The following is a 15,923-nucleotide window of genomic DNA, read 5'->3' on the forward strand; positions in this document are numbered from 1 at the left end:
CCGCGATCGCCTCGGGGCCCTGGCCGCGCGCCTCGCGCAGCGCGCCCAGCATGATCGCGCGCGGATCGTCCGCGCCCATCACATAGATGGCCGAAGCGCGCTTTCTTAGCGCATCAAAGACGAGGCTGGCGATGGCGGCGCGATCCTTCGATCCGGCGAAGCGATGCGCGATGCCCCAGTCCTTTAAAGCCTCGGCGGCGGGTCGGCGGCGCTTTCCAACATCGTCCAGCACCTCGATCGCGGCGGAGATATGGGCGGCGGGAGTCATCGGCGCGCCGTCCCGCCGGCGCACGACGGACATAGTTTCGTCGCCAAAGCCACGCTCTTACGCAACAGGCGCGAAGCTGCGCGCCACCTTGAAAAATGCGGACGAAACTGATGCGGCACCTTCATCTGATCCTTGCTTCGCTTATCGCTTTGTCGCTCGCCGCCTGCGCGACACAGCCCCCGCCGCCGCCGGATTATCCGCCGCCGCCGAGGCGCAAGCTCGACGCCAAGACTCAGCTCGAGACCGGCCGGACGTATTAGGGTCAACGTCAATCGAATTTGCCGGCGGCGCGATGCGTCGCATGGATGCGGCGGATCGTGCCTGTCGCCGAGCGATAGACGATCGTCTCGGTGTCGATCGTCGTCTTGCCGAGCGACACGCCGCCGACGAGCGGCCCGGCGGTGACTCCGGTCACGCAAACGACGACGTCGCCGGCCGCCATGTCGCCGACCGAATATTTGCGGCGCGGATCAATCAGGCCCAAACGCTGCGCCTGCGCGATCTGATCACGCGTTTCGAGCGCCAGCCGTCCCTGCATCTGGCCGCCGGCGCAACGCAGGACGCAGGCGGCGAGCACGCCTTCCGAAGCGCCGCCGCGGCCAAGATACATGTCGACGCCGGTTTCCGAAGGATGGGTGGTGAGAATGATCGCCGCCACGTCGCCGTCGGTGATGAGCCGCACGCAAGCGCCGGCGTTGCGGCAATTGCGAATGATTTCGGCATGGCGCGGCCGGTCGAGAATGCTCACCGTGATTTCGCTCGCCCGCACGCCCTTGGCGATCGCAAGCGCTCTGATGTTGTCGCCGGGTTCACGATCGAGATCGACCGTGCCCTCAGGGTATCCCGGACCGATGGCGATCTTGTCCATGTAAACATTGGGCGCGTGAAGCAGCGATCCCGCCGGCGCCATGGCGACGACGGCGATCGAGCCCGGCATGTCCTTGGCGCAAAGCGTCGAGCCTTCGAGCGCCGCGACGCCCAGATCGACGCGGGGACCGACGCCTGCGCCGATCTCTTCGCCGATGTAGAGCGTCGGCGCGGCGTCCGCATCGCCCTCTCCGATCACGATGCGCCCGCGCACGGGAAGCTGCGACAGCTCCTCGCGCATCGCCTCCGCCGCCGCGAGGTCGGCGGCCATCTCGTCGCCGCGTCCCCGGAATCTGGCGGCGGCGACCGCGGCGCGCTCTGACGCGCGCGCCAGCTCCAACGTCAGGTAGCGATCGATCTTCGACGCGTCGGTTTCGGGCTGCTGCGTCATGTCGCGCTACTCGCGCTCGATGCGGATGACCTGCGCGCGCGAAACGATGACGCCGTCCTGATAGATCAGGTCGAGCGCCTCGCGCACGAGATGTTCGCTCGTCGCATGGGTGATGAGGATGACATCGACGCAATCGCCCGGCGCGCCCCGCGCGCCGCGCTGCACGATGCTTTCAAGCGATATGCGGCGCTCCGCCATGCGCGTCGCGATCTTGGCGAAGGCGCCGGCGACGTCGCGCACCGACATGCGGATGTAATAGCCGCCTTCGTGACGCTGCATCGGCATACGCTTGAGCTCCGCGAGCTTCGCGGTCGGCAGACCGAACGGCGCCGAACGCACGCCCTTGGCGATGTCGGCGATGTCGGCGACGACGGCCGAGGCCGTGGCGTCGCCGCCGGCGCCTGGCCCAACAAGCGTCAGCTCATGCACCGCGTCGGCGTCGATGGTGACGGCGTTCAGGACGCCCATCACCTGGGCGATAGCGGAATTTTTGCTGACCATCGTCGGATGAACGCGCTGCTCGACCCCCTCAGCGGTGCGCTGCGCGACGCCGAGCAACTTGATGCGGTAGCCAAGCTCCGCCGCCGCGTCGATGTCGGCGAGCGTCACGCGTTCAATGCCCTCGATATCGATGGCGCTGGCGGCGATGCGCGTGCCGAAGGCCAGCGAGGTGAGGATCGCAAGCTTGTGGGCAGTGTCGAAACCGCCGATGTCGAAGGTCGGATCGGCCTCGGCGTAGCCGAGCCTCTGCGCCTCCTTCAAACATTCGTCGAAGGAAAGCTGCTCCTGCTCCATCCGCGAGAGGATGTAATTGCAGGTGCCGTTGAGAATGCCATAGACGCGCTCGACCGAATTGCCGGCGAGCCCCTCGCGCAGCGTCTTGACGATCGGAATGCCGCCCGCGACCGACGCCTCGAAGGCGAGCGCGGCATGGTTCTCCTCGGCGAGCGCTGCGAGATGCAAGCCATGCGCGGCGAGCAGGGCCTTATTGGCGGTGACGACCGGCTTGCCATGCGCAAGCGCGGTTTCGACGCAGGCTCTCGCTGGCCCCTCCGAGCCGCCGATCAATTCGACGAAGAGGTCGATCGACGGCGAGGCCGCGAGCTTGACCGGATCTTGGAAAAATTCCGCGCTGGACAGGTCGGCGCGCCGATCCTTCGCTGCGTCGCGAGCCGAAACGCCCGCCAGGACGATGCGCCGTCCGGTGCGGGCCGTTAGCGCCTCGGCCTGGCGGCGAAGCAGGCGCGCCACCGCCGCGCCGACGGTGCCGAGCCCCGCGATGCCGACGCGCATAATCTCCGACATTGCAACCTTTCCGGGAAAAATTGGCGGGCGACGAAGCCCACAGACGCTAGCGCCTTGTGCCCGATTTGGCGCCTTCAATCAAGAAACCGCCGACGCCAGGAATGGATTGAGACGTTGCGCTGACGCCCTAACTCTTGGGCAAGCTGAAGCCAAACCCGCTGGCGGCGATGAGGAGACGACAATGACGCGTCGAATGAGCGTATTCGTAATTCTGACCGCTTTGGCGCTGGCGTTTTCCGGCTCCTATGCGCTGGCCGGCATCGGCGTGCATGTGCCTGCGGCGATTGAGCATGCTCAGGAGGCGATAGACGACGGCGCGAAGGGCGACTCCAAGGAGGTCGTTACGCATGTGATGAGCGCGCTCGGCCATGCGCGCGAGGCGCTGCACGAAAAGGCCGTCGAAGGGGACCGCGCCGCCAACAAGCTGCTGCATCGCGCGATCAGGCATCTGCGCCTCGCCGAAATGCGCGCCCGGTTTGGCGACTCGGCGCGCGCCGTCAAGCACGCGACGAGCGCGCTCGCCGAACTGAAGAAGATCAAGTGACGGCGTCGCGCGACGCGGCGAGGACGCGGGCAAGGACTCATGGCGGCGACATGGTCGCCGCCAAATAGCTCGGCATTCTGCTCGCGGCTCTTTCGCGGCGCAATTCGCGCTCGACCGGGCGCGCGCCTCGCCTAATGCGGCACGTTCGACCAGATCTTGCGCTTGGTGAAATAGAGCAGCCCGACGAAGACGAGCAGGAAGGCCACAACGCCGAGCCCAATTCGCTTGCGCGACTCAAGATGCGGTTCGGCGACCCACATCATGAAAGCGGCGACGTCCTTGGCGTATTGGTCGATCGTTTGCGGCGCGCCGTCCTCATAGGTCACCACGCCCTCGGAAAGCGGCGGCGGCATGCCGATGCGACGGCCCGGCATATAGGGATCGTAGAATTGTCCGTCCGGCATTTTCACGTCTGGCGGCGGGTCTTCGTAGCCCTCCATCAGCGAGGCAATATAGTCGACGCCGTGCTCCTGGTAGGAAAAGCCCGGCAAGGCATCGAACAGGAAGAGCGGAAAGCCGCGCGAGTAGCCTCGCGCCTTGGCCAAGACCGACATATCCGGCGGATAATTGCCGGCCAGCGCGGCGCGCGCCGCCTGTTCATTGGCGAAAGGCGGGGGGAAGCGATCGCTTGGACGACCCGGCCGATCGAAATATTCGCCCGCCTGATTCGGGCCGTCCTTGATCTTGTAGCTCGCGGCCAGCGCTTCGACCTCTTTTTCGGGAAACTCCGGTCCGCCGGGCTGCGAAAGATTGCGGAAGGCGAGCATTTTGATCGAATGGCAGGAGGAGCAGACCTCCTTGTAGACCTTGAAACCTCTGCGCAACTGCGCCTTGTCGTAGCGACCGAAGGCGCCGGCGAAGCTCCAATCGAAGCGCTTGGGCTTCTGCTCATGGCGCTCGCTCTCGTGCCGTGCTTCCTTCTCCTTGGCCTCGGGCGCCGCCACCTGATCGGTCGCGGACGGCGGCGCTTCCTGCTGGGTCCAAGCGGGAGCAGCCAGCGTCATCGCCGCAGCAACCGTGAGGGGAAAGAGCGCGAAGCGCTTCAGCGAGGACTGTCGCTTGGGAGACCGTGCCAGCGTCTCAGACATGGGAGGTTTCCCCCCGCACGATCGAAGCGTCGATGGATTCAGGCACCGGCTCCGGCTTCTCGATCCTGCCGATGACCGGCAAAATCACCAAAAAATGGAGGAAATAATAGGCCGAGAGCACCCGGGCGAACCAAAGATATGCGCCTTCGGCGGGCTGCGCCCCGAGATAGCCGAGCCCGATGCACACCGCGACGAAAATCCAGAATTCCTTGCGAAACAACGGCCGATACACGGCCGATTTCACCTTCGACGTGTCGAGCCACGGCAGCGCCGCGGTGATCAAAATCGATGCGAAGAGCGCAGTGACGCCGAGCAGCTTGTTCGGGATTGCGCGAAGGATCGCATAGAACGGCAGGAAGTACCACTCCGGCACGATATGCGGCGGCGTCACCAGCGGATTGGCTTCGATGTAATTGTCGGGATGGCCGAGATAATTCGGCACGAAAAACGTCAGCCAGGCGTAAACGACGAGAAAAGCCGCGATGCCGACGGCGTCCTTCATGGTCGCGTGCGGCGTGAAGGGAACCGTGTCCCTCTTGACGTCCTTCACCTCGACGCCGGCCGGGTTGTTCTGGCCTGTCACATGCAGCGCCCAAACGTGCAGCGCGACGATGGCGACGATGATGAACGGCAACAGATAATGCAAAGCGTAGAAGCGATTGAGCGTCGGATTGTCGACGGAATAGCCACCAAGCAGCCAGGTGGTGATCGCGGTGCCGACGACGGGAATGGCGGAGAAAAGATTGGTGATGACGGTCGCCGCCCAGAAGGACATCTGTCCCCAAGGCAAGACATAGCCCAGGAATCCCGTGGCCATCATCAGCATGAAGATCACGACGCCGAGAATCCACAGGACCTCGCGCGGGTCCTTGTAGGAGCCGTAATACATGCCGCGGAAGATGTGGAGGTAGACGGCGAGGAAGAACATCGACGCGCCATTGGCGTGCGCGTAGCGCAGCACGGTGCCCCAATTCACATCTCGCATGATCTTTTCGACGGAATCGAAAGCGAGCGTCGTTTCCGGGGTGTAATGCATCGCAAGGACAACGCCGGTTACGATCTGCGCGACGAGCATGAAACTTAAGATCGCGCCAAACACCCACATGTAGTTCAGGTTTTTTGGCGTCGGATACGAGACGAAGGAATCATGCATGAAGCTCAAAATCGGGAGACGGCGCTCCAACCAGCGAGCGAAGCCGCTCTTGGGCGTGTATTGGGAATGTCCTTCCATGGGCTTGGTGCTCTCGGAATCTCGCGCGGAAAATTGAAGGCGCTTGGCCTTGGCTAGCCGATCTTAATTTTGTTTTCGGCGATGAAGGCGTAGGGCGGCACCTCCAGATTCGTCGGCGCCGGGCCGCTGCGAATCCTCCCCGAGACGTCGTAGACCGAGCCGTGGCACGGACAGAACCAGCCGTCGTATTCGCCTTCCTTGCCGGTCGGAATGCAGCCGAGATGCGTGCAAACTCCGATGACGACGAGCCACTCAGGTTTTTGAACGCGCTTGGCGTCGGGCTCCGGGTCGGGCAGCGCCGACAAGGGCACGTCCTCAGCCGCCTTGATTTCGGCCGCCGTCCGATGGCGCACGAAAACCGGCTTGCCGCGCCATTTCACTGTAACAATCTGGCCTACAGGAACCGCAGAAAGATCGACTTCCGTCGAGGCCAGGGCGAGGGTTGACGCGTCCGGGTTCATCTGGGCGATCAGCGGCCAGACCATGGCGGCCCCGGCGGCTGCTGCGGCGGCGCCCGTCGCGATGTAGAGAATGTCCCGCCGGCTTGGCTCCGCCGGTTTTACGGCGGTGTCTTTGCTTGTCACGCTCGAACCTCTCCCAACGCTCTCAGTCTTCGCGGCCGAGGCAGCGGCTGCGCCCGAGGCGATCGTTCCACCTTTCGCCGCCTTCGGCCAATCGCTGCGCCGCACCAAGGCAATGCCAAGGCTGCGGCGGGGCGGAGGTGATATGTGACGCGAATCCCCGCCGCTGTCCACAAGCCGACACAGGGAAATTTGGCAATACGCCTTGCCGCACAAGACCGCTGCCGATATTCGCGGCGATATGCCGCAAATTCGCTATCTCCTGCCACTCGAACGGACCAATGGCCTCTCTTACGCTAGCCCTGTATCAGCCGGACATTCCTCAAAACGCCGGAGCCATGCTGCGCACATGCGCATGCCTCGGCGTCTCTGCGGCGATCATCGGTCCGGCCGGATTTCCCACAAGCGATCGCGACTTTCGCCGCGCCGGCATGGACTATCTCGATCACGTGACGATTGACCGACATGGGTCCTTCGCGGCCTTTCAAGCGTGGCGGGCTGCCTCCGGCCAGGCGGGCGAGAGCCGTAGGCTGCTGCTGCTATCGACGCGGGCGACGGCGTCCTATCTCGACTGCGACTACCGCGCGGGGGACATTCTGCTCGTCGGCCGCGAATCTGCCGGGGCGCCGGAAGAGGTGCACGCCGCCGCCGATCTGGCGCTCCGCATCCCCATGCGGCCTCGCATGCGCTCCCTCAACGTCGCCGTCGCCGCGGCGATGGTCATGGGCGAGGCGCTCCGGCAGTTGCGCGCGCTTTAGACAGATGCGCCGCCGCACAGCGCAATGGCGAAACGACCTTTTAGTCTGCGGTCGTCGCAGCATATTAAGCCAATATTCATTGATTTCGGGAGGGCGCTATGACCCACCAGACTATTCGCATCTCGCTGATGCTTTGGGAGCGGCTGTTGAAGTCTCTCAATGCGGCTCTGCTGACCGCTCTTCTCTGCGTCGTCCTTTACGCGCTTGTGACCAATTTCTCGGAGGCGCGCGGCGCGATCGGCAAGCTGTTCGTAAAGTTCACGCAGATTGAGAGCTTCGAGGGGTTCAATGTGAAGGCTGCGTTCCGGGTGGATCAAATCGCGGAAGCGACGCCGATCTATCAGGCGCTGCCGGCGGAAATGAAGGACATGCTGCCCGACGACATTCGATCGCTTCGCCCCGCCTGGGTGGAGCGACTTCTTTATGTCGGCGACCAGGGCAAGCTGTGCGAGTTCGAATCGCCGAATCAGAAAATGGTCGAAGACCATAATGCCGACCGGCATCTGTCGGCTGACGGACTGATTACGATGAAGGACTCGCGCGAAGTTAAGGCGCAGGTGCTTGAAGACATGCGCCAGGCGAAAGCGCGGAACCGTGGGTGGCCAAATGGCGAGCCCCGCTCCTGCTATGTCACCGAGCTCACCGAGCGCGGCAGAAACGTCAAGACGGCGCTCGCGCAGTTTCTGCGCGCCGGCTTCGCGGCGGCGACGGCGCCAGCGGAGCGGCGCGATCCCAAGATGAAAGTCGCGGAGATGGCGCAGTAGGTCCTGCCGAATTGACAAGGCATGGCGCCGGCGGGATGAAGCGGCGACATGAGGAGACCTCGATGAACGCCGCGCCCGATCAGCTCGAAGCCCGCAAAGACGCCGCGCGCGCATGGTTCGAGTCGCTCCAGTTGCGCATCATCACCGCCTTCGAAGCGCTGGAGGACGACGCGACGGGTCCATTCGCGCCCGACGCCGAGGCGCCGGGGCGCTTCGTTCTCACGCCTTGGAGCCGAACGGACCACGGCGGCGCGACTTTAGGAAGCGCCGCTCGAAACATCGGTGGCGCGACTTTAGGAAGCGGCGGCGCGCCGGGGGGCGGCGGCCGCATGGGGATGATCCGGGGCCGCGTGTTCGAAAAGGCCGGCGTGCATTGCTCCACGGTGTTCGGAACCTTCGCGCCTGAATTCGCCAAGCAGATCCCGGGCGCGGCGGAAGACCCGCGGTTTTTCGCGACCGGCATCTCGCTGATCGCGCATCCCTGGAACCCAAATGTTCCCGCCGTGCATATGAACACGCGCTTCGTCGTGACGACGAAGGCGTGGTTCGGCGGCGGCGCCGACTTGACGCCGGTGCTTGATGCGCGCCGCACGCAGGACGATCCCGACACGATCGCCTTTCACGCCGCCATGCGCGACGCCTGCGAGCGCCATAAGGTCGCCGACTATGCGCGGTTCAAGCAATGGTGCGATGAGTATTTCTTTCTTGCCCACCGCAAGGAGCCGCGCGGAATCGGCGGAATTTTCTACGACTATTTCAACAGCGCCGGAGACGCGCAAAATTCCGCCTGGGATGAGGACTTCGCCTTCACCCGCGACGTCGGCGAAAGCTTTATCGACATCTACCCCGAACTCGTGCGGCGCAACTTCGCCAAGCCGTGGAGCGAAGCGCAGCGCGACGAGCAGCTCGTGCGGCGCGGCCGCTATGTCGAATATAATCTGCTCTATGACCGTGGCACGATCTTCGGATTGAAGACCGGCGGCAACGTCGACTCGATCCTCTCGTCGATGCCGCCGCTGGTGAAGTGGCCGTAGGCGCACATAGCGAATAACAGCAACGTCATGGCCGGGCTTGGCCCGGCCATCCACGCGATCCAGCGCTCGCAATTCGACAATAATCACGCGATGTCTCGGCGTGGATGCCCGCGACAAGCGCGGGCATGACGCGCGGAAAAAGTCGCCATGATGCACGAAGGAACGCTTCACCCGAACGTCCATCGCCTGTTGAGCGCGAAGGTGACGAACATCGCCAGCACGGTGGTGACCATCTGCGCCGGGAGATAAGGCGCGGCCCAGCGATCGACGAAGAGGCTCATCAACGCATAGGTGACGCAAAAGCCCGCGAAAGCGACAAGCGCGAAGCGCCATGTCGCCTCAGAATGCGGCCGATCGCTTGCAAAGGTGTGGCGCCGGTTCAGGAGATAGGCCACAACGCCGCCGACCACATAGCCGCACAGGGTCGCCGGCACCGCGCGCCAGCCCGCGCCTTCGACCAATGCGATGAGAATAGCGTAGTGCGCGAGCGTCGCTCCGACGCCGACCGAAGCGTAGATCGCAAGCTGGCGCGTCGTTGACATGCTCAACGCGGCATCGCGGCGTAGTGGCGCGCGATGTCCCGCATCTCGGCTTCCGACATTTGGCGGCTCATGTAGCGCATCTCCTTATGCGCCCGCCTGCCTGTCTTGAACGCTTTGATCTGGTTGAGGAGATAGAGTTCGTTCTGGCCGGCAAGATGCGGGACGTCGGCGCTTTTGGCGATCCCGCCCGCGCCATGACACGCCGCGCATTGCGCCAGAACGTCGGAGAGGTCGCCGGCCTGGACGCGCCCCGCGACGGCGATGAAAAGCAACATCGGAAAAAGCAACGAGGTCGTGATCCGCATGGGCGCCATTTCGAAGCGACGAGGAACGGGCATGATAGCGCAATTCGCCGGCCTGCGGCGCGATCCCGCCGATCCGAGGCTCCTATCCTGCGCTCGCCGCCCCTTCACATAACCGTCAATCTCGTCTAGACAGTCGGCGACTTTCGAGCCGGGCGCGCCCCGCTCGCGGTCCGCATCGCCGGTTCGCCGACAGAATGACGGGCAAGTTCGGGACGCGTTCCGGTCCAGGGGCCGGAAACGCGGCCCTTTTTTATGCGCGCTCGCCTCCCGCGCGGCGTGCGCCGGGCAAAAATGAAAGGTTTCCTCATCCTGAGGAGGCGGCGCAGCCGCCGTCTCGAAGGGCGAGGGAACCGCTGGACAAATCTCGCCCTCCTGCTCCGAGACGCGCCCTACGGCGCTCCTCAGCATGGGGGCGAAAGAGCGCTGACGAGCGGATGACAACTGAGGCGGCATGCCGAAAAGAACCGACATTTCCACGATCATGATCATCGGCGCCGGCCCCATCGTCATCGGCCAGGCGTGCGAATTCGATTATTCTGGCACGCAGGCCTGCAAGGCGCTCAAGGCGGAAGGCTATCGGATCGTTCTCGTCAATTCCAATCCGGCGACGATCATGACCGACCCGGACATGGCCGATCGCACCTATATCGAGCCCATCACCCCCGAAATCGTCGCCAAGATCATCGAGAAGGAGCGCTACGCGGCGCCCGGCGGTTTCGCGCTGCTGCCGACGATGGGCGGACAGACGGCGCTCAATTGCGCGCTCAGCCTCGAAAAAATGGGCGTGCTGAAAAATTTTGACGTCGAGATGATCGGCGCGACCGCCCATGCGATCGACAAGGCCGAGGATCGCGAACTGTTTCGCGAGGCGATGACAAAAATCGGCCTCGACACGCCGCGCTCGCATCACGTCAAGACATTGGCGGCCGCGCTCGAGGCGCTCGACGATATCGGCCTGCCGGCGATCATCCGTCCATCCTTTACGCTCGGCGGCACCGGCGGCGGCATCGCCTACAACAAGGTGGAGTTCATCGAGATCGTCGAGCGCGGCATCGACGCCTCGCCGACCAATGAAGTGCTGGTCGAAGAAAGCGTTCTCGGCTGGAAAGAATATGAGATGGAGGTCGTCCGCGACAAAGCGGACAATTGCATCATCATCTGCTCCATCGAGAACATCGATCCGATGGGCGTGCACACGGGTGACAGCATCACCGTCGCGCCGGCGTTGACGCTGACCGACAAAGAATACCAGATCATGCGGGACGCCTCGATCGCGGTGTTGCGCGAGATCGGCGTCGAAACCGGCGGCTCGAACGTGCAATTCGCGGTCGATCCCTCAAACGGCCGGATGATCGTCATCGAGATGAACCCGCGCGTGTCGCGTTCGTCGGCGCTGGCGTCGAAAGCCACCGGCTTTCCGATCGCCAAGGTCGCGGCGCGGCTGGCGGTCGGCTACACGCTGGACGAGATCGCCAACGACATTACTGGCGGGGCGACGCCTGCGTCCTTCGAGCCGACGATCGACTACATCGTCACCAAAATTCCGCGCTTCGCCTTCGAAAAATTTCCGGGCTCCGAACCGATATTGACCACGGCCATGAAGTCGGTCGGCGAAGCGATGGCGATTGGACGCAATTTCGCCGAGTCGCTGCAAAAGGCGTTGCGCTCGCTGGAGACCGGCCTTTGCGGCCTCGATGACATCGAGATCGAAGGCTTTGGAAAAGGCGACGACATGAATGTGCTGCGCGGCGCGCTCGGCACGCCGACGCCCGACCGGCTGCTCGTCGTCGGCCAAGCGCTGCGGCTCGGCATGACCGCCGAAGCCATTCACGAAGCAAGCAAGATCGACATCTGGTTCATCGAGCGCATCGCGGAAATCGTCGCGCTCGAAAACAAGGTGAAGACATACGGCCTGCCCGAGGACGCCGAGAATCTTCGCAAGCTCAAATTCGCGGGCTTCTCCGATTCGCGCCTCGCCACTCTTGCGGGCCTGGAAGAAGAAGACGTGCGCGACATGCGCCACCGTCTCGACGTGCGACCCGTTTATAAGCGCATCGATACATGCGCGGCCGAATTCGCCTCGCCCACGGCCTATATGTATTCGACCTATGAGACGCCGTTCATAGGGAGTCCCGCGAACGAGGCGCAACCCTCGGCAAGGAACAAGATCGTCATTCTGGGCGGCGGCCCGAACCGTATCGGGCAAGGCATCGAATTCGACTATTGCTGCTGTCACGCCTGCTTCGCGCTCGCCGAGGCTGGTTTCGAGACGATCATGATCAATTGCAATCCGGAGACGGTTTCGACGGATTACGACACTTCCGACCGGCTGTATTTCGAACCGCTGACGAATGAAGACGTCGCCGAAATTCTCGATGTCGAGAAGTCCAACGGCGTGCTTGTGGGCGTCATCGTGCAATATGGCGGGCAAACGCCGCTGAAGCTTGCGCACGGCCTCGAGCAGGCGGGCGCGCCTATTCTGGGCACGCCGGTCGATTCGATCGACCTCGCCGAGGACCGCGATCGCTTCAAGCGGCTGCTTGACAAGCTCGGGCTCAAACAACCCAAAAACGGCATCGCCTATTCCGTGGAGCAGTCGCGCATCGTCGTGCAGGAGCTTGGGCTGCCGCTCGTCGTGCGCCCAAGCTATGTGCTGGGCGGCCGCGCCATGGCGATCATCCGCGATCAAAGCGATCTCGACGACTATCTTCTCGGCACATTGCCGAGCCTCGTGCCCTCCGAAATCAAGGCGCGCTATCCGAATGACAAGACCGGGCAGATCAACACGGTGCTCGGCAAGAATCCGCTGCTCTTCGATCGCTATCTGACCGACGCCATCGAAATCGACGTGGATTGTCTCGCCGACGGCGACGAGGCCGTCATCGCCGGCGTGATGGAACATATCGAGGAGGCGGGCATTCATTCAGGCGATTCGGCCTGCTCGCTGCCGCCGCGTTCGCTCGCGCCGGAGACGATCGCCGCGCTCGAGGCGCAGACGAAAAGCCTCGCCATGGCGCTTGGGGTCGTCGGCTTGATGAATGTGCAATTCGCGCTCAAGGACGGCGAGATCTACGTGCTCGAAGTGAACCCGCGCGCCTCTCGCACCGTGCCTTTCGTCGCCAAGGTGATCGGCAGCCCCATCGCCAAGATCGCGGCTCGGGTGATGGCCGGCGCGAAGCTCGTCGACTTCGATCCGCTCAACACGAAGCCGGCGCATGTCGGCGTGAAGGAGGCCGTCTTCCCCTTCGCGCGGTTTCCAGGCGTTGACACCGTCCTTGGCCCCGAAATGCGCTCAACGGGCGAAGTCATGGGTCTCGACACCTCATTTGACGCCGCCTTCGTCAAGAGCCAGCTCGGCGGCGGCACCAAGGCTCCGCGCGAGGGCGTCGTTTTCGTCTCGGTCAGGGATGCGGACAAAGGCCGAATCATTCCGGCGGTGCGCCTGTTGAAGGAGGTCGGCTTCTCCATCGTCGCCACGGGCGGCACGGCGCGCTACCTCGTCGAGCGGGGAATTCCCGCCCAGAAATTGAACAAGGTGTCGGAGGGACGGCCGCATATCGTCGACGCGATCAAGAACGGCTCGATCGCGCTCGTCTTCAACACGACCGAAGGGGCGCAGGCGCTCGCGGACTCGCGCTCCTTGCGCCGCGCGGCGCTTCTGCATAAGGTTCCCTATTATACGACCCTGGCGGGGGCGGTCGCGGCGGCCCAGGGAATACGCGCCTACGTGTCCGGAGACCTCCGGGTCCGGGCGCTGCAGGACTATTTTCCGCCGAACGCGACCAAGTGACATTTGGGAGTTCTGCGACGCAAGCGGCGGTGCGGTGTAACTGACCGCCACTCGATGGCCTAAGCTTTGGCGCATGGCCACGGATCGGCGGGCGCAGCCGCCGCCGATGCGCCGCATGATTGGCGAAACTCAAAAAAGGCCGGAAAGCGAAAGCAATGGTGGACAAGGTGCCCATGACCGCCGGCGGCTACGCCGCGCTCACCGAAGAATTGCGTCGCAGACAGCAGGAGAACCGTCCGCGCATCATTCAGCAGATCGCTGAAGCGCGCGCGCATGGCGATCTTTCGGAAAACGCCGAATATCACGCGGCGAAAGAGGCGCAGTCGCTGAATGAAGGCCGCATCGCCGAACTCGAGGACAAGCTGTCGCGCGCCGAAGTCATCGACGTCTCGAAGCTCAACGGCTCGACGATTAAATTCGGCGCGACGGTCACGATCGTCGATGAGGACACCGAAGAGGAGAAGGCCTATCAGATCGTCGGCGAGACCGAGGCCGATGTGAAGAGCGGCCGGGTCTCGATCACGAGCCCCATCGCGCGCGCCCTGATCGGCAAGACCGTCGGCGACACTGTCGAAGTCACGACGCCTGGCGGCGGCAAGAGCTACGAGATCCTGAAGGTCGCCTTTGGGTGAGGCGCGAGCGCGCCGCCCCCTCCCCAACCCTCCCCCGCTTCGCGGGAGAGGGAGTCAGATTCGGGACGATGCGATATACCCGCACAACTTTCGTGATTGGGGTCCCCTCTCCCGCTTTAGCGGGGGAGGGACAGGGAGGGGGCCCTTCGAGCATCCCGAACCTTCCGCCGCAAACGACGCTCCGCATTCTCTCCGACGGCCGCGCCGGGCATGAGGCGCAGACGCTCGGCGTCGCCGAAGCGCTGGGCGCTGCGCCCGACATTCGCTGCGTCGCGCCGCGCGCGATTTACGCAGCGCTCGCGCCTTTTGCGCCAGCCGATCCGCGGGACGGCTTCGCACACGCGCCGCCCTACCCCGATATTGCGATCGCCGCGGGACGCCGGACGATTCCGGCGCTCAGGCGACTGAAGCGCGACTCCGGCGGGCGAACATTCACGGTCTATCTCAACAAGCCCGCGAACGGGCCCGGCGCCGCCGATCTCATCGTCGCGCCGCGCCATGATTGCCTGCGCGCCGCCAATGTCTGCTCGCCGCTCACGCCGGCGAACCGGATCACGCCGGAGCGGCTCGCCGCCGCGCGCGCTGCGCCCGATTTCCGAATCGCCGCCCTGCGCCGCCCGCGCATGGCGCTCATCGTCGGCGGCGACAGCCGGCATGGCGCCTATGGCGCGGCGCATATCGCCGAACTGGCGCACATCGCCGCTTCGCTGCTCGCGAGCGGGCGCGGCGTGATGGCCACAGCGTCGCGACGCACGCCCACTGCCCTGCGCGAGAGGCTTCGGCGCGTTCTCGCCGCCCCGAGCGGCTTCTTCTGGGATGGAGAGGGAGAGAACCCCTATCTCTCGATGCTGGCGAACGCCGACGCGATCATCGTCACCGGCGACAGCGTCAATATGGTGGGAGAGGCGATCGCGACCGCCGCGCCGGTCTATGTCGTTCCGACGACCGGCCGCCGGGGCAAGATCGACGCCTATCTCGGCGCTTTGCGCGACGCCGGCGCGATCAGCATCTGGAGCGGCGCGCTCGGGGACTGGCGCCGCGCGCCGGTCAATGCGACGCCCGACATCGCACGCGCCGTCGCGCAGGCCTATTTGGCCTTTGCGGGCCGAGTCGTTAATTCTGAGCGACCTGCGCTATTCTGAGCGACCCCGCGCTGATAGGGCAGCGAGGCTGCTTGAAAAACCCGCCGCGCGCCGATAAGAGTGACCCGCCGCGCGCCTTTGGGCGTCCGCCAATCGCCGCTTTAGCTCAGCTGGTAGAGCACCTCATTCGTAATGAGGGGGTCGGGGGTTCGAATCCCTCAAGCGGCACCAATAAAATCAACATCCTGTCGTAAAGACTTCGAGTGGCGCATCATCCTATTCGATGACACGCCGCCACCAACTCGCCGCTCCCCATGGAGTGTTTCGGACACTCCCGACCTTCGCGCCAATAGCGCGCGTTGGTCGCAAAGGCTGTCGCCAAAAGGGGATCGCCAAGGGAATCGGCAAGAGGATCGCCGCCGCCGTCGCGAGGGCGATGACGCCGGAAGTCTAGAGTCGTCCAAGAAGTCGAACGCGCCTGGACTCGCTAAGTTTCTGTCCGGGCGACGTCTTCCGCCATTGCAGCTCTTCGGATGACCTATCCCGCCAGCACTGGCTCCACCATTTTTCCCCCGCGTGGCCCTTTAGCTCAGCAGAAGCTCGTGAATAATTATTGTGCAGCATGATGATTCTGTAGGCTCATATTGATCACGGAAGCGGCAGCTTCCATTGATGCAGGGGAATGAAATGGACAAACGTATCCTCCGGCCAGCAACCCTGGCCGCTGCAATCGTCGCCGTT

At 64.0% G+C, this 15,923-nt stretch carries 15 protein-coding genes, 1 tRNA gene and 1 pseudogene; 9 read left to right on the top strand and 8 right to left on the bottom strand.

Features of this window, described 5'->3' with window-relative positions:
• Positions 1–268: pseudogene (locus NEI07_RS05485) on the bottom strand (MFS transporter); the annotation flags it as partial.
• A 110-nt stretch (positions 269–378) separates the two neighbouring features.
• On the opposite strand from NEI07_RS05485, the gene NEI07_RS05490 reads away from it, so the two are divergent.
• The gene (locus NEI07_RS05490) at positions 379–528 is read left to right on the top strand and encodes a hypothetical protein (protein WP_256033237.1); all 150 of its coding nucleotides are present in this window, start codon (positions 379–381) and stop codon (positions 526–528) included.
• Positions 529–536: 8 nt separating this feature from the next.
• Here NEI07_RS05490 and glpX read toward each other — a convergent pair whose 3' ends face one another.
• Both glpX and NEI07_RS05500 read right to left on the bottom strand, forming a co-directional pair.
• Complete coding sequence (gene glpX / locus NEI07_RS05495) at positions 537–1,526, bottom strand: class II fructose-bisphosphatase (protein ID WP_256033239.1); 990 nt, start codon at positions 1,524–1,526, stop codon at positions 537–539.
• Positions 1,527–1,532: 6 nt separating this feature from the next.
• Complete coding sequence (locus NEI07_RS05500; RefSeq protein ID WP_256033240.1) at positions 1,533–2,831, bottom strand: homoserine dehydrogenase; 1,299 nt, start codon at positions 2,829–2,831, stop codon at positions 1,533–1,535.
• A gap of 193 nt (positions 2,832–3,024) precedes the next feature.
• Between NEI07_RS05500 and smbP the strand changes: the two genes are divergently transcribed.
• On the top strand, positions 3,025–3,375 hold the full coding sequence (gene smbP / locus NEI07_RS05505; protein WP_256033241.1) for a small metal-binding protein SmbP: 351 nt from the start codon (positions 3,025–3,027) through the stop codon (positions 3,373–3,375).
• Positions 3,376–3,506: 131 nt separating this feature from the next.
• On the opposite strand, the gene NEI07_RS05510 is transcribed toward smbP, so the two are convergent.
• The 3 genes from NEI07_RS05510 to petA are packed head-to-tail and all read right to left on the bottom strand — an operon-like array spanning position 3,507 to position 6,278.
• Entirely contained in the window at positions 3,507–4,463 is a 957-nt protein-coding gene (locus NEI07_RS05510; protein ID WP_256033242.1) for a cytochrome c1, read from the bottom strand.
• Positions 4,456–5,694, bottom strand: coding sequence for a cytochrome b (locus NEI07_RS05515; protein ID WP_256033243.1), 1,239 nt, complete (start codon positions 5,692–5,694; stop codon positions 4,456–4,458). Before NEI07_RS05515 ends, NEI07_RS05510 begins: the two co-directional genes overlap by 8 nt.
• A 53-nt stretch (positions 5,695–5,747) precedes the next feature.
• Entirely contained in the window at positions 5,748–6,278 is a 531-nt protein-coding gene (gene petA, locus NEI07_RS05520) for a ubiquinol-cytochrome c reductase iron-sulfur subunit (RefSeq protein WP_256033244.1), read from the bottom strand.
• A 278-nt stretch (positions 6,279–6,556) separates the two neighbouring features.
• Here petA and NEI07_RS05525 point away from each other — a divergent pair, with 278 nt between their 5' ends.
• The 3 genes from NEI07_RS05525 to hemF all read left to right on the top strand — a co-directional run bounded on the left by NEI07_RS05525 (position 6,557) and on the right by hemF (position 8,831).
• Positions 6,557–7,033 carry a tRNA (cytidine(34)-2'-O)-methyltransferase gene (locus NEI07_RS05525; protein WP_256033245.1) on the top strand — a complete coding sequence of 159 codons (477 nt, stop codon included), beginning with the start codon at positions 6,557–6,559 and terminating at the stop codon, positions 7,031–7,033.
• A gap of 98 nt (positions 7,034–7,131) precedes the next feature.
• A complete protein-coding gene (locus tag NEI07_RS05530; RefSeq protein WP_256033246.1) occupies positions 7,132–7,797 on the top strand; it encodes an rRNA methylase in 666 nt (221 codons plus the stop codon).
• A 35-nt stretch (positions 7,798–7,832) separates the two neighbouring features.
• Positions 7,833–8,831, top strand: a complete 999-nt coding sequence (gene hemF / locus NEI07_RS05535; RefSeq protein WP_407659849.1) for an oxygen-dependent coproporphyrinogen oxidase — start codon at positions 7,833–7,835, stop codon at positions 8,829–8,831.
• A gap of 167 nt (positions 8,832–8,998) precedes the next feature.
• On the opposite strand, the gene NEI07_RS05540 is transcribed toward hemF, so the two are convergent.
• Both NEI07_RS05540 and NEI07_RS05545 read right to left on the bottom strand, forming a co-directional pair.
• The gene (locus tag NEI07_RS05540; protein WP_256033248.1) at positions 8,999–9,373 is read right to left on the bottom strand and encodes a GtrA family protein; all 375 of its coding nucleotides are present in this window, start codon (positions 9,371–9,373) and stop codon (positions 8,999–9,001) included.
• A gap of 2 nt (positions 9,374–9,375) precedes the next feature.
• A complete protein-coding gene (locus NEI07_RS05545; RefSeq protein ID WP_256033250.1) occupies positions 9,376–9,678 on the bottom strand; it encodes a c-type cytochrome in 303 nt (100 codons plus the stop codon).
• Between the two features lie 451 nt (positions 9,679–10,129).
• On the opposite strand from NEI07_RS05545, the gene carB reads away from it, so the two are divergent.
• From carB to NEI07_RS05565, 4 genes are all read left to right on the top strand, one after another.
• A complete protein-coding gene (gene carB, locus NEI07_RS05550; protein WP_256033253.1) occupies positions 10,130–13,468 on the top strand; it encodes a carbamoyl-phosphate synthase large subunit in 3,339 nt (1,112 codons plus the stop codon).
• 155 nt (positions 13,469–13,623) lie between these two features.
• Complete coding sequence (greA, locus tag NEI07_RS05555; protein WP_256033254.1) at positions 13,624–14,100, top strand: transcription elongation factor GreA; 477 nt, start codon at positions 13,624–13,626, stop codon at positions 14,098–14,100.
• A 68-nt stretch (positions 14,101–14,168) separates the two neighbouring features.
• Entirely contained in the window at positions 14,169–15,242 is a 1,074-nt protein-coding gene (locus NEI07_RS05560; protein ID WP_305123626.1) for a mitochondrial fission ELM1 family protein, read from the top strand.
• Positions 15,243–15,337: 95 nt separating this feature from the next.
• Positions 15,338–15,413 (top strand) — tRNA-Thr (locus tag NEI07_RS05565).
• Positions 15,414–15,923 lie beyond the last annotated feature (510 nt).

The sequence above is a fragment of the Methylocystis suflitae genome, from assembly GCF_024448135.1.
Lineage (GTDB): Bacteria > Pseudomonadota > Alphaproteobacteria > Rhizobiales > Beijerinckiaceae > Methylocystis > Methylocystis suflitae.